Consider the following 12,991-nt stretch of genomic DNA (forward strand, 5'->3'; position numbering starts at 1 on the left):
CCCTCGTTCATCTCGCTCGCCGGGCGCACACGGAAAAGCCCGCCCCGGGCCGGGCGGGCTTCTCCCGGGCGTCACATCAGGGGGCCTGGAGGTCGACCAGGTCGGCCAGCGCCTCGAGGTGGGCGCCCGCCGTGCCGTAGGCGATCGAATCCGCCTTGGCCCGCTTCAGATACAGGTGGACCGGGTGCTCCCAGGTCATGCCGATCCCGCCGTGCAGTTGCAGGGCCTCCTCGGCGGCACGGACGGCGACGGGTGCCGCGTACGCCTCGGCGACGGCGACCGCGATGTCCGTGTCCTCGCTGTCCGTGGCGAGCGCGTCGGCCGCGTGGCGGGCGGCGGCCCGCAGGCCCGCGACCTCCAGCCACAGCTGTGCGAGCCGGTGCTTGAGCGCCTGGAAACCGCCGACGGGCCGGTTGAACTGCTTGCGCTCCTTCAGATAGCGCACGGTCTCCGTCAGGCACCAGTCGGCGACGCCGAGTTGCTCGGAGGCCAGCAGTCCCGCGCCGGCCCGCAGGGCTCGTCGCAGGGCCGGTGCGGCGTCCGCGGTGACCAGGCGCCCGGGCGCGCCGTCGAGGGTGACCGTGGCCGGCGGGCGGGTGAGGTCGAGGGCCACCTGCGGGGTGATCGTGACGGCGGCCGCGTCCACGGCGTACAGGCCTGAGTCGTCCACCGGGACCAGCAGCACATCGGCTGCGGCCGCGTCGGCGACGGCGCTCAGTTCCCCGTGCAGCGCGCCGTTTTCCTGTCGTACGACGCCGTGGGCGGCGCCGGGCCCGGCGGACAGCCCGACCGCGAGCACGGCCACGGTCCGCCCGGACGCGAGCTCCGTCAGCAGCTTGGCGGCCTCGTCGCTGTCGCAGGCGAGCAGGGCCTCGGTCGCCACGACCGCGCTCGTCAGGTACGGCACCGGGGCGACCGCGCGCCCCAACTCCTCCAGGACCACGGCGGCTTCGCGGTGCGAGGCGCCATGGCCGCCCAGGGACTCCGGTACCAGCAGACCGGCGAGCCCCATGCCGTCCGCGAGTGCCTGCCACAGCGAGCGGTCGTGCGGGGCGTCCGACTCGATGCGCGCGACCACGCCCGCGGGGTCGCAGTGGTCCCTGAGGAGGTCGCGGACGGCGGAGCGCAGCGCCTCTTCCTCCTCCGAGTAGAGCAGATCGGGCTGCGTGCTCGTCGTGCTCATCGGGCCAGGTCCTTCCATGCGACGTCCTTGTCGGTGCGCGGCTCGGCGGGCAGGCCCAGGACGCGCTCGGCGACGATGTTCAGCAGGACCTCGCTGGTCCCGCCCTCGATGCTGTTTCCCTTGGAGCGGAGGTAGCGGTAGCCGGCGTCACGGCCGGTGAAGTCGACGAGTTCGGGCCGGCGAAGGGTCCAGTCGTCGTACAGCAGGCCCTCCTCGCCGCGCAGTTCGACCTCCAGGCCGCTGATCTCCTGGTTGAGGCGGGCGAAGGCGAGCTTCATGCCGGAGCCCTCGGGTCCGGGCTGGCCCACGGCGAGCTGCTGGCGCAGCCGTTCGCCGGTGAGCCGGACGACCTCGGCCTCGACCCACAGCCTCAGCAGCCGCTGATGCAGGTCGTGGGTGCGCAGTTCGGGGCGCTCGCGCCAGGTCCTGGCGACCGGGCCGATCATGCCACCCTCGCGCGGGATGCGCATCCCGCCGATGGACACCCGCTCGTTCATCAGCGTGGTCTGCGCGACCCGCCAGCCGTCTCCGACGTCGCCGAGGCGGCGGTCGTCGGGGATGCGGACGTCGGTGAGGAAGACCTCGTTGAACTCGGCCTCACCGGTGATCTGGCGCAGCGGCCGGACCTCGACGCCGGGGTCGGTCATGTCGCAGATGAAGTAGGTGATGCCCTGGTGCTTGGGCACGTCCGGGTCCGTGCGGGCGATGAGGATGGCCCAACGGGCGATGTGGGCGCTGGACGTCCACACCTTCTGACCGCTCACGACCCAGTCCTCGCCGTCCCGGACGGCCCGCGTGCCGAGGGCGGCGAGGTCCGATCCGGCGCCCGGCTCGCTGAACAGCTGGCACCACACCTCCTCCCCCGTCCACAGCGGCCTGAGATAGCGCCGCTTCTGCTCCTCGGTGCCGTAGCGCAGGATCGTCGGCGCGGCCATGCCGAGCCCGATGCCGATGCGGCGGGGGTCGTTGTCGGGGGCCCCGGCGGCCTCCAGCTCGGCGTCCACGACGGCCTGGAGGGAGCGGGTGGCGCCGAGGCCGCCGAGGCCCTCCGGGTAGTGGACCCAGGCGAGTCCGGCGTCGAAGCGGGCCCTGAGGAACTCGAGGCGGTCGGTGGTCGCCGGCGGGTGCGCAGCGAGCAACTCCCGGGTACGGCGGCGCAGTTCTGCGACGTCGGTCATGCGGCGGCTCCGTTCTCCAGGACGACGGCGACCCGGCCGGTCGTCACGCCGTCGGCCACGCGCTGCACGGCGGCCGCGGCACCGCTCAGCGGGACACGCTCACTCACCAGGGGCTTGATGGCGCCGCGGGCGGCCAGCTCGGTGAGCTGCTCGTGGCAGTGCTGGACCAGCTTCGGGTTCTTGGTGTTGTACAGGCCCCAGTGCAGGCCGAGGATCGAGTAGTTCTTGACCAGGGCGTGGTTGAGCGCCGGGCTGGGGATGGACCCGCTGGCGAAGCCCACGACGACGATCCGGCCCTCGAAGGCGACGACCTTCGCGGACTGCGCGTAGGCCTCCCCGCCCACCGGGTCGTAGATCACGTCGGCGCCCCGGCCGCCGGTGGCCTCCTTCACCGCGGCGACGACGTCCTCGGCGCGCCGGTCGATCACCACGTCACAGCCGAGCTCCCGGGCGACGGCCGCCTTGTCCGCGCCCCCGACGACGCCGATGACCCTCGCACCGGCCGCCTTGCCGAGCTGTACGGCCGCGCTGCCGACCCCTCCTGCGGCAGCGTGGACGAGCAGCGTCTCGCCGGCTTCCAGCCCGGCCCGGCGGTGCAGACCGAACCAGCCCGTCTGGTAGCCGATGTGCAGGGCGGCGGCCTCGGAGTCGTCGAGGGAATCCGGGGCGGGCAGCAGGGCCGCGGCGTCCGCGAGCGCGTACTCGGCGAAGCCGCCGTACGGCAGCGCCGGGTTGGCGATCACGCGGCGCCCGTCCTCGGTCTCGCCGCAGATCTCCACTCCCGGCGTGAAGGGCAGCGGCGGGCGGACCTGGTACTGCCCGCGGCACAGCAGCGCGTCCGGGAAGTTGACGTTGGCCGCCCGTACCTTCAGCAGGACCTGGCCGTCACCTGGCGTGGGCCGCTCCACCTCCGCGAGGCGCATCACCTCACTCGGCTCACCGTTCTCGTGCACTTGCCATGCCTGCATGCGGGGCCTCCACCGACTGCTCTGTCCGACCGGGCTCGTCGCATACTAAGCGGTCGCTTGCCCATTGGGAACAGTCGGATGCGTCACGAACGGGCGGGCCGCGCCCGTACGTGCATCCGCTCCCCCTGCGGCCCGAACAGGCTGAGGAACTCCACCGACCCCTCCCCCGTCGACCCGAACCAGTGCGGCACCCGCGTGTCGAACTCCGCCGCCTCCCCCGCGGTCAGCACCACGTCGTGCTCGCCCAGCACCAGCCGCAGCTTTCCGGACAGCACGTACAGCCACTCGTAGCCCTCGTGGGTCCGCGGATCGGGTTCGAGCTCGCGCTGCGGTTCGAGGACCTTGAACGCCTGGAGGCCGCCGGGCTGCCGGGTCAGCGGCCAGTGGGTGCGGCCGCCCCGGACGATCGGCTCGGCGCGCACCCGCGGGTCCCCCACCGGAGGCGCACCCACCAGTTCGTCCAGCGGTACCTGGTGGGCCTGAGCGATCGGCAGCAGCAGTTCGAGGCTGGGCCTGCGCAGGCCCGACTCCAGTCGGGACAGGGTGCTGACGGAGATGCCGGTGGCCTCCGACAGCGCCGCCAGCGTCACCTCCCGCTCCTTGCGGATCCGTCGCAGCCTCGGGCCCACGCCCGCGAGAACGTCGTCGGTACTCATGACTGCATTGCAGTTTCGGCAAACCCATTTGTCAATGCCGCACCGTCGGGGCTGCTTCGCCGCCGACCGGTGAAGACGAAGGTGTAGGCAGGCCGGCCGAGGTGCACCATGACTGCATGCTGCTGAGCCGGCTCGCCCGTGTGTCCCAGGAGGTCGCCGCCACGTCGGCACGGTCCCGGAAGATCGCGCTGCTCGCCGAGCTGTTCCGGGCCGCCGACGCGGACGACGTGCCGATCGTCATCCCGTATCTGGCGGGACGCCTGCCCCAGGGGCGGCTCGGCATCGGCTGGAAGCTCCTCGGCCAGGGCGTACCGCCGGCCGAGGAGCCCACACTCACGGTGCGGGACGTGGACGCCCGGCTGACCCGGATCGGCTCGGTCACCGGCACCGGCTCGCAGGCGGAACGCAAAAGGCTGGTCGGCGCGTTGCTGGCCGCGGCCACCGCCGAGGAGCAGCGGTTCCTGTTCGGGCTGCTCACCGGGGAGGTGCGGCAGGGGGCGCTGGACGCCCACGCCGTGGAGGGACTGGCCGAGGCGACGGGCGCCGACCCGGCGGACGTACGGCGGGCAGTCATGCTCGCCGGATCGCTGCAGACCGTGGCGCGGGCCCTGCTCGCCGACGGCCCGGCGGCCCTGGAGGCGTTCCGGCTCACGGTCGGCCGGCCGGTGCTGCCGATGCTCGCGCAGACCGCGTCCTCGGTCGCCGAGGCCGTCCGCAAGCTGGGTGCGTGCGCCGTCGAGGAGAAGCTCGACGGCATCCGCGTCCAGGTCCACCGGGACGGCGACGAGGTGCGCATCCACACCCGGACCCTGGACGACATCACCGACCGGCTGCCGGAGATCACCTCGGCCGCGCTCGAGATGCGGGGCGAGCGGTTCATCCTGGACGGCGAGGTCATCGCCCTGGACGAGGACGGCAGGCCGCGTTCGTTCCAGGAGACCTCGGGGCGTGTCGGTTCCCGGGTGGACGTGGCGACGGCCGCCGCGTCCGTGCCCGTCTCCCCTGTCTTCTTCGACGCGCTGTCCGTGGACGGCCGGGACCTGCTGGACCTGCCGTTCACGGACCGCCACGCCGAGCTGGCCCGGCTGGTCCCGGAACCGATGCGGGTGCGGCGCACGCTCGTGCACGCCCCCGGGGACCCCGAGGGCGTCGCCGCCGCGGAGACCTTCCTCACCGAGACACTCAAGCGCGGTCACGAGGGCGTGGTGGCCAAGGCGCTCGACGCCCCCTACAGCGCGGGCCGGCGCGGCGCCTCCTGGCTCAAGGTGAAACCGGTGCACACCCTCGACCTGGTGGTGCTGGCCGCCGAGTGGGGCCACGGTCGCCGCACCGGCAAGCTGTCCAACCTCCACCTCGGCGCCCGCAACCCCGACGGCTCCTTCGCGATGCTCGGCAAGACGTTCAAGGGCATGACGGACGCGATGCTGGCCTGGCAGACCGAGCGGCTGAAGGAACTGGCCGTCGAGGACAACGGCTGGGTGGTGAAGGTACGGCCCGAACTCGTGGTCGAGATCGCCTACGACGGGCTGCAGCGCTCCACCCGCTACCCGGCCGGCGTCACCCTGCGCTTCGCCCGGGTGGTGCGCTACCGGGAGGACAAGAGCCCCGAGGAGGCCGACACCGTGGAGACGCTGCTGGCCGCCCACCCCGAGGTGGCGTCGTGAGCGGGCGGAGCCGGCGCAGCGCGGGTCTGCTGCTGTTCCGGCGCACCGACCACGGTCCGGAGGTCCTGCTGGCCCATATGGGCGGCCCGTTCTTCGCCCGCCGCGAGGCCGGGGCGTGGACCGTGCCCAAGGGCGAGTACGACCCCGACGAGCCGTCCTGGGACGCGGCCCGCCGCGAGTTCCGGGAGGAGCTGGGGCTGCCTCCGCCCGACGGGGAGGCCGTCCCGCTCGGCGAGGTGCGGCAGAGCGGCGGCAAGACCGTCACCGCCTGGGCGATCGAGGCGGACCTCGACCCGGCTGCGATCGAGCCGGGCACCTTCACGATGGAGTGGCCGCCGAAGTCGGGGCGCCTGGAGGAGTTCCCGGAGGTGGACCGGGTGGCGTGGTTCGGCTTCGACCGGGCCCGGGAGGTGATCGTGAGCGCGCAGAGGGCGTTTCTGGACCGGCTTGCGGAGCACTCGAGCGTGGGCGGTGTCCGATGACACCGGGACAACGCCGCCCGCGTTGCGGCCGCCACCGCCGCGCGGGAAGGTCGAAACAAGCCTTTCCAGGAGGTCAGCCATGCCCATCGCCACCGTGAACCCGGCGACCGGCGAGACGCTCAAGACGTACGACGCCCTGGGCGCGGAGGAGATCGAGCGCAGGCTCGCCGCCGCCGAGGCCGCGTTCCGCACCCATCGCACCACGACGTTCGCCGAGCGGGCGCTGCTCATGCGCAAGGCGGCCGACCTGCTGGATGAGGACCAGCAGGCCATCGCGCGGGTGATCACCACCGAGATGGGCAAGCCGGTCAAGCAGGCCCGCGCCGAGGCCGCCAAGTGCGCCAAGGCCATGCGCTGGTACGCCGACCGCGCCGAGGAGCTGCTCGCCGACGAGGAGCCCCCCGACGTCGACGTGAAGGACTCGGGCGCCTCCCGGGTGATCGTGCGCTACCGGCCGCTCGGCCCGGTGCTCGCCGTGATGCCGTGGAACTTCCCGCTGTGGCAGGTGATCCGGTTCGCGGCGCCCGCGCTGATGGCGGGCAACGTGGGCCTGCTCAAGCACGCCTCCAACGTCCCGCAGACCGCCCTCTACCTGGAGGACCTGTTCCGCCGGGCGGGCTTCCCCGAGGGCTGCTTCCAGACCCTGCTGATCGGCTCCGGTGAGGTCGAGAAGGTGCTGCGCGACCCGCGGGTCAAGGCGGCCACGCTCACCGGCAGCGAGCCGGCGGGCCGGTCCGTCGCCTCGGTCGCCGGGGACGAGATCAAGAAGACGGTGCTGGAACTGGGCGGCAGCGACCCCTACATCGTCATGCCGTCCGCAGACCTGGACCGGGCCGCGCAGGTCGCGGTGACGGCCAGGGTGCAGAACACCGGGCAGTCCTGCATCGCCGCCAAGCGGTTCATCGTGCACTCGGACGTGTTCGACGCGTTCGCCGAGCGGTTCACGGCCGGGATGAAGGCGCTCAGGGTCGGCGACCCGATGGAGGAGGAGACCGAGGTCGGGCCGCTGTACAGCGAGCGGGGCCGGGCCGACCTCGAGGAACTCGTCGACGACGCGGTGGAGGCGGGCGCGACCGTGCTGTGCGGCGGCGAGCGGCCCGACCGGTCGGGCTGGTACTACCCGCCCACCGTCCTCGCGGACATCACCCCGGAGATGCGGATCCACCACGAGGAGGCGTTCGGCCCGGTGGCCACGCTGTACCGGGCAGCGGACCTGGACGAGGCGGTGGCGATCGCGAACGACTCGCCGTTCGGACTGAGTTCGAACGTCTGGACGCGCAACGGGACCGAAGTGGACCGTTTCGTGCAGGACCTGGAGGTCGGCGGGGTGTACGTCAATGGGATGACGGCGTCCCACCCGGCGTTCCCGTTCGGCGGGGCCAAGCGCTCCGGTTACGGGCGCGAGCTGGCCGAGCACGGAATCCGCGAGTTCTGCAACATCACCACCGTGTGGCACGGGGCGTGAGCGCCACGCGGTTACGATCGCCTCTGTGAACCGCGAAGTGACCCTGCCTCTGATTGTCGACGACCGCGGGACCTTGCAGGTGACTGCCGCCGATGTGAGCAAGTTGCTGCGCAGGCTGGGCGGTCGATGGGTACGGCTTGTGGAGGAGGGGGAGCAGGGGTTGGACGAGGACACGGTGGCCGCGTTGGCCATCGAGCTGGCGAAGCTCGCGGACCGGATCGACGTCGCGTGCATCGCGCACAGCAGTGGTTCGTAGGGCTGCCCGGGACCGCTGCGGTCAGCCCTTGCCGTCCAGTTCCCACAGCGCGTGCCAGAAAGCGGTCTCGTGGTTCTGGATCAGGCGGCCGTAGCGGAGGGCGCGCTCCTCGTTCAGGCGGTCGGCGTCAAGGCCCTCCTGGATGGCCGCGCTCGCCTTCCGGTCCAGGTCCGGGGACGGCTCCGCGAACAGGTCGAAGAAGGCGCAGGCCTCGTCGGTGAAGCCGTAGTAGTCGCGCAGCGCCTGCGCGATCCTGGCGCAGTAGTCGCCCCAGGTCGCGAAGTTCGCGCTCAGGGCCAGGACGACGTCGGCCGGTTCCCCGTTCAGGGCCAGCCAGGCCACGTAGGCGGCATACCCCTGGCAGTCCGCCATCGGCTCGTACCCGGCCGGCTTCGCCTCCTGGCAGGCGGCGGCGTACGCGCCCAGACGGTCCTGGGCCACGGCCTCCGCCTCGGCGAGAGCGGTGAAGAAGTCCGCGCACGCCGGCTGGTCCCGGCAGCGCTCGGCGAGGTGCTGGAACGCCCGGCGGTCGGAGGCGATCACCTCCCGCTGTTCGGCGGCCAGGGCGGCGAGCGTGGCGGGCCGGGCCGCCCCGCGGGCGATCAGCGGAAGCAGCCGGTTGGCGTGCGGGTCGGGGGCGAGCCTCTCGGTGGCCGTCTCCAGCAGTTCCCTGGCCGTAGCTGTCATCGGCTCTCCTCCTCAAACCGCGGGTCTGCGACTCTTCGCGCACACGTCGTCACTGTACGTCCACCACTGGATCGGAGTAGCACCGCGAGATATCCCCGCTGCGCCGGGTGATCGTGGGTGGACCACCCGCGTACGGGTGACGAACCCCCCTTCCGCCGGAGGACGAGGAGTCCTCCGCCAAGGCGAAAGAAGGCGCGCTCCATGGCGACTCTGTGCAAGCCCGCGGTTTCTGTCCCGGAACACGTGATCACGATGGAGGAGACGCTGGACCTGGCGCGCTCCCGCCACCCGGACCACCCCCAACTCCCTCTTGCGCTGCGGCTCATCGCGAACACCGGGGTCAAGACCCGGCACATCGTGCAGCCGATCGAGGAGACCCTGAAGCACCCGGGCTTCGAGGAGCGCAACAACCTCTACGAGGCCGAGGCGAAGGCCCGCGTGCCCGCGGTGGTGCAGCAGGCGCTGGACGACGCCGAACTGCTCACCACCGACATCGACGTGATCATCTACGTGTCGTGCACCGGGTTCATGATGCCCTCGCTGACCGCGTGGCTGATCAACTCGATGGGCTTCAGCACCGACACCCGGCAGATACCCATAGCCCAGTTGGGCTGCGCCGCCGGCGGCGCAGCCATCAACCGGGCGCACGACTTCTGCACGGCCTACCCCGACGCCAACGCTCTCATCGTGGCCTGCGAGTTCTGCTCGCTGTGCTACCAGCCCACCGACCTGGGCGTCGGCTCGCTGCTCTCCAACGGCCTGTTCGGCGACGGCATCGCGGCGGCGGTCGTGCGCGGCAAGGGCGGCACCGGCGTGAAGCTGGAGCGCAACGCCTCGTACCTGATCCCGAAGACCGAGGAGTGGATCGCGTACGACGTTCGGGCCACCGGATTCCACTTCCTCCTGGACAAGCGGGTGCCCACCACGATGGAACCGCTGGCTCCGGCGCTCGACGGACTGGCCAGGCAGCACGGCTGGGACGCCTCCGAGCTGGACTTCTACATCGTCCACGCGGGCGGCCCGCGCATCCTGGACGACCTGAGCAAGTTCCTGCACGTGCCGTCGGAGGCGTTCCGGTTCAGCCGGGCTACGCTCACCGAGTACGGCAACATCGCGAGCGCCGTCGTCCTGGACGCGCTGCGCAGGCTGTTCGAGTCGGGCGGTGCCGAACACGCGGCACGCGGGCTGCTGGCCGGTTTCGGACCGGGCATCACGGCGGAGATGGCGCTGGGCCGCTGGCACATCTCCGGGAACGGGAAGAAATGAGATGACCACCGACACGGACGACAGGCGGCGCGCCGCGGCCGGGGGGACGAGCGGCGGGAGCCTGCCGCCGGTCCGCCCCTGGCCCGCCCTCCACCCGCCCGGCCCGGGCTTCGACCCGGACCTGGCCGAGCTGATGCGCGAAGGCCCGGTCATCCGGGTCGGGCGGCCGGACGGCGAGGGCTGGGCCTGGCTCGTGACCCGCTACGACGATGTGCGCGCGGTCACGAACGACCCCCGGTTCGGCCATGAGCCGGTCAGGGACGGTCGGCCGGCCCGGCTCGCCCCGCACGTCGTCCCGCAGCGGGACGCGGTCGCCTTCCCGAACCCGTCCGACCCTGCCCGGCCGCGCCGCTCGGTCGCCGCGGCCTTCACGGCGCGCGGCGTCGAGCGGGTGCGCGAGACGGCGCGGCGCATGCTCGACGAACTGGTGGACGAACTGCTCCAGGACGGGCCTCCCGCCGACCTCACCGCGGCGGTCCTCGGCCCGTTCCCCGGTGCGGTGATCTGCGAGCTGATGGGAGTCCCGGCCGCCGACCGGCACGACATGCGCACCTGGACCCGGCTCATCCTCTCCCCCGCGCACGGCACGAAGGCCGGTGAGCGGGCCAGGGACGAGATGAGCGCGTACTTCACCGGCCTGATCGGCGCCCACGAGAGCGCCACCGGCGAGGACGTCGTCTCGCTGCTCGGGGCCGCCGTCGGCCTGGGTGAGGTGGCACTCGACGAGGCGGCCGGCCTCGCGGTGCTGCTGCAGATCGGCGCGGAGGCGGTCACCGGCCACACCGGCCGGATCTTCCACCTGCTGCTCACCCGCCCGGATCTGACCCAACGTCTGCGGGCCGAGCCGGCGATCCGCCCGCAGGCCATCGACGAACTGCTGCGCTACGTCCCGCACCGCAACGCCGTGGGACCGCCCCGGGTCGCGACGCAGGACGTGGAGGTCGGGGGCGTACGGATCCGGAGGGGTGAGGCGGTGTATGTGTCGTACGCCGCGGCGAACCGCGACCCGGGCGTCTTCCCGGACCCGGAGACGATCGACTTCGCGCGCTACCCGAACCCGCATGTGGCGTTCGGCTCCGGCCCGCATCGATGCCCGGGCGGCATGCCGACCAGGATGGCGTCCGAGATGCTGCTGGACGCCCTCCTGGACCGGGTGCCGGGGCTGCGGCTCGCGGTGCCGCCGGATGAGGTCCCGTTCCGCGAGGGCGCGCTGACCCGCGGGCCCGAGGCCCTTCCCGTGACGTGGTGAGCGCTCATGACGACGACTGACAGACCAGTGGCCACCGAGGGACTGTTCGTGCCTCCGGGTCATGGACGTGTGGTCCAGACACCGGCCCAGCACGTGACGTTCAAGGTGACGGGCTCGCACTCGCGCATGGCGTCCACGTTCGAGGTGATCGTACCGCCGGGCTTCGACGTCGGCGCCCATGTGCACACGCGCAGCGAGGAGTTGTTCTACGTGCTCGAGGGCGAGCTGGACGTGCTCGCCTTCGAGCCGCGCGTACGGACCCCCGACAACTGGCAGAAGTGGGAGTCGAGCTCGGGCCGCCGGGTGCTCCGCGCCACCCCGGGCACGGTCATCGTCGTACCCCCCGGCTGCCCCCACGCCTTCGCGAACCCGACGGAGACCCCGGCGAAGATGTTCTTCCAGGCGTCCCCGCCCCCGGACCACGAACGCTACTTCGAAGAGCTCCTGGAGATCCTGGGCAACGGGGGCCCACCGGACCAGGAGGCGATCGAGGCGCTGCGGAGGCGGTACGACATCGAGCAGCTGACGCCGCTCAAGCACCGTTAGAGCCTGTGGTGAGGGACCTCAGCGAATGGGCATGCCCGAGATCGTCCGGGCGATCACCAGCCGCTGGATCTCGCTCGTGCCTTCGAAGATCGTGTAGATGGCCGCATCCCGGTGCATACGCTCCACGGGGTACTCCCGGGTGTACCCGTTGCCCCCGAGGATCTGTATCGCCTGCGCCGTGACCTTCTTCGCCGTCTCACTCGCGAACAGCTTCGACATAGACCCCTCGGCAGCGGTGAACGGCTTGCCGTTGACCGCCATCCACGACGCCCGCCACACCAGCAGCCGCGCCGCGTCGATCTGCGTCCGCATGTCCGCGAGCTGGAAGGCGACGCCCTGGTTGTCGATGATCGGCCGTCCGAACTGCTCGCGCGTCCCGGCGTAGTCGAGGGCGACCTCGTAGGCGGCGCGGGCAGTGCCCACGGCCATCGCGCCGACGGCCGGGCGGGACGCCTCGAACGTGGCCATGGCCGCGTTCTTCACGCGCTCGCCGCCCTTCTTCGCCTTCTCCCGGGCGCGAGCGAGCCGCTCGTCCAGCTTTTCCTTGCCGCCCAGCAGGCACGAGCCGGGGACGCGGACGTTGTCGAGGATCACCTCGGCGGTGTGCGAGGCGCGGATGCCGTGCTTCTTGAACTTCTGGCCCTGGGCGAGGCCCGGCGTGTTCGGCGGGACGATGAAGGACGCGTGGCCCTTGGAGCCGAGCTCGGGGTCGACGACCGCGACCACGACGTGGACGTTGGCGATGCCGCCGTTGGTCGCCCAGGTCTTGGTGCCGTTGATCACCCACTCGTCCTTGGCCTCGTCGTAGACGGCGCGCGTGCGCATGGAGGCGACGTCGGAGCCGGCGTCGGGCTCGGAGGAGCAGAAGGCGGCCACCTTGACGTCGTCGGCGTCGCCGTACATCTGGGGGATCCAGGTACCGATCTGCTCCTCGGTGCCGTTGGCGAGGACGCCGACGGCGGCGAGTCCGGTGCCGACGATCGACAGGGCGATGCCCGCGTCACCCCAGAACAGCTCCTCCATCGCCATGGGGATGCCGAGCCCCGTGGCGTCGAAGTACTGCTGGGCGTAGAAGTCGAGGGAGTAGATGCCGACCTTCGCGGCCTCCTGGATGACCGGCCAGGGAGTCTCCTCACGCTCGTCCCATTCGGCGGCCGCGGGGCGGATGACATCGGCGGCGAAGCCGTGCAGCCAGTCCCGGACCTCCTTCTGTTCGTCGTTGAGCTCCATGGTGAACTCGGCCATGTCCCCTCCAGCACTGCGCTAACGTGTTACTTGCGGTAACAGAAGTCTGTTACTCACCAGTAGGAGAAGTCAACTCCCGGGCCTGCCGGTCCGCCGCCTTGGTGAGTCGGCAGCTCGTTCGATACCGACCCGCCATTCAGTGTTAC

Annotated in this window: 13 protein-coding genes; 7 read left to right on the top strand and 6 right to left on the bottom strand. The window is 71.8% G+C overall.

The features are described 5' to 3' along the window. Positions 1–76 precede the first annotated feature (76 nt). The 4 genes from ACFYZE_RS21960 to ACFYZE_RS21975 form a co-directional block, all read right to left on the bottom strand. The gene (locus ACFYZE_RS21960) at positions 77–1,183 is read right to left on the bottom strand and encodes an acyl-CoA dehydrogenase family protein (protein ID WP_388996512.1); all 1,107 of its coding nucleotides are present in this window, start codon (positions 1,181–1,183) and stop codon (positions 77–79) included. After that, positions 1,180–2,361, bottom strand: coding sequence for an acyl-CoA dehydrogenase family protein (locus tag ACFYZE_RS21965; protein WP_388996514.1), 1,182 nt, complete (start codon positions 2,359–2,361; stop codon positions 1,180–1,182). Before ACFYZE_RS21965 ends, ACFYZE_RS21960 begins: the two co-directional genes overlap by 4 nt. Further along, positions 2,358–3,329, bottom strand: coding sequence for an NADPH:quinone oxidoreductase family protein (locus tag ACFYZE_RS21970; RefSeq protein ID WP_388996518.1), 972 nt, complete (start codon positions 3,327–3,329; stop codon positions 2,358–2,360). The genes ACFYZE_RS21965 and ACFYZE_RS21970 overlap by 4 nt, the downstream gene beginning before the upstream one ends. Before the next feature lie 83 nt (positions 3,330–3,412). Continuing rightward, a complete protein-coding gene (locus ACFYZE_RS21975) occupies positions 3,413–3,985 on the bottom strand; it encodes a helix-turn-helix domain-containing protein (RefSeq protein WP_388996521.1) in 573 nt (190 codons plus the stop codon). Positions 3,986–4,101: 116 nt separating this feature from the next. On the opposite strand from ACFYZE_RS21975, the gene ACFYZE_RS21980 reads away from it, so the two are divergent. The 4 genes from ACFYZE_RS21980 to ACFYZE_RS21995 all read left to right on the top strand — a co-directional run bounded on the left by ACFYZE_RS21980 (position 4,102) and on the right by ACFYZE_RS21995 (position 7,852). Further along, positions 4,102–5,649 (top strand): ATP-dependent DNA ligase, encoded by a 1,548-nt coding sequence (locus ACFYZE_RS21980; RefSeq protein ID WP_388996524.1) that lies wholly within the window; start codon positions 4,102–4,104, stop codon positions 5,647–5,649. Next, positions 5,646–6,131 (top strand): NUDIX domain-containing protein, encoded by a 486-nt coding sequence (locus tag ACFYZE_RS21985; RefSeq protein WP_388996527.1) that lies wholly within the window; start codon positions 5,646–5,648, stop codon positions 6,129–6,131. The genes ACFYZE_RS21980 and ACFYZE_RS21985 overlap by 4 nt, the downstream gene beginning before the upstream one ends. Positions 6,132–6,210: 79 nt before the next feature. After that, the gene (locus ACFYZE_RS21990; RefSeq protein ID WP_388996530.1) at positions 6,211–7,596 is read left to right on the top strand and encodes an NADP-dependent succinic semialdehyde dehydrogenase; all 1,386 of its coding nucleotides are present in this window, start codon (positions 6,211–6,213) and stop codon (positions 7,594–7,596) included. Between the two features lie 25 nt (positions 7,597–7,621). Next, positions 7,622–7,852: a DUF6213 family protein gene (locus tag ACFYZE_RS21995; RefSeq protein ID WP_388996533.1), complete on the top strand. Its 231-nt coding sequence runs from the start codon at positions 7,622–7,624 to the stop codon at positions 7,850–7,852. Positions 7,853–7,873: 21 nt separating this feature from the next. Here the strand turns inward: ACFYZE_RS21995 and ACFYZE_RS22000 are convergent, their stop codons facing one another. Continuing rightward, on the bottom strand, positions 7,874–8,539 hold the full coding sequence (locus tag ACFYZE_RS22000) for a transcriptional regulator (protein WP_388996536.1): 666 nt from the start codon (positions 8,537–8,539) through the stop codon (positions 7,874–7,876). 117 nt (positions 8,540–8,656) lie between these two features. Here ACFYZE_RS22000 and ACFYZE_RS22005 point away from each other — a divergent pair, with 117 nt between their 5' ends. From ACFYZE_RS22005 to ACFYZE_RS22015, 3 genes are read left to right on the top strand one after another with little or no spacing between them, the layout of a single operon-like run. Beyond that, a complete protein-coding gene (locus tag ACFYZE_RS22005; RefSeq protein WP_388996539.1) occupies positions 8,657–9,805 on the top strand; it encodes a type III polyketide synthase in 1,149 nt (382 codons plus the stop codon). A gap of 1 nt (position 9,806) precedes the next feature. Then, the gene (locus ACFYZE_RS22010) at positions 9,807–11,054 is read left to right on the top strand and encodes a cytochrome P450 (RefSeq protein ID WP_388996542.1); all 1,248 of its coding nucleotides are present in this window, start codon (positions 9,807–9,809) and stop codon (positions 11,052–11,054) included. A 6-nt stretch (positions 11,055–11,060) separates the two neighbouring features. Beyond that, entirely contained in the window at positions 11,061–11,600 is a 540-nt protein-coding gene (locus ACFYZE_RS22015; protein ID WP_388996545.1) for a cupin domain-containing protein, read from the top strand. A gap of 18 nt (positions 11,601–11,618) precedes the next feature. On the opposite strand, the gene ACFYZE_RS22020 is transcribed toward ACFYZE_RS22015, so the two are convergent. Further along, positions 11,619–12,845 (bottom strand): acyl-CoA dehydrogenase family protein, encoded by a 1,227-nt coding sequence (locus ACFYZE_RS22020; RefSeq protein WP_388996548.1) that lies wholly within the window; start codon positions 12,843–12,845, stop codon positions 11,619–11,621. Between the last annotated feature and the right edge of the window lie 146 nt (positions 12,846–12,991).

The organism is Streptomyces sp. NPDC001796 (assembly GCF_042892355.1).
Classification (GTDB): Bacteria; Actinomycetota; Actinomycetes; order Streptomycetales; family Streptomycetaceae; genus Streptomyces.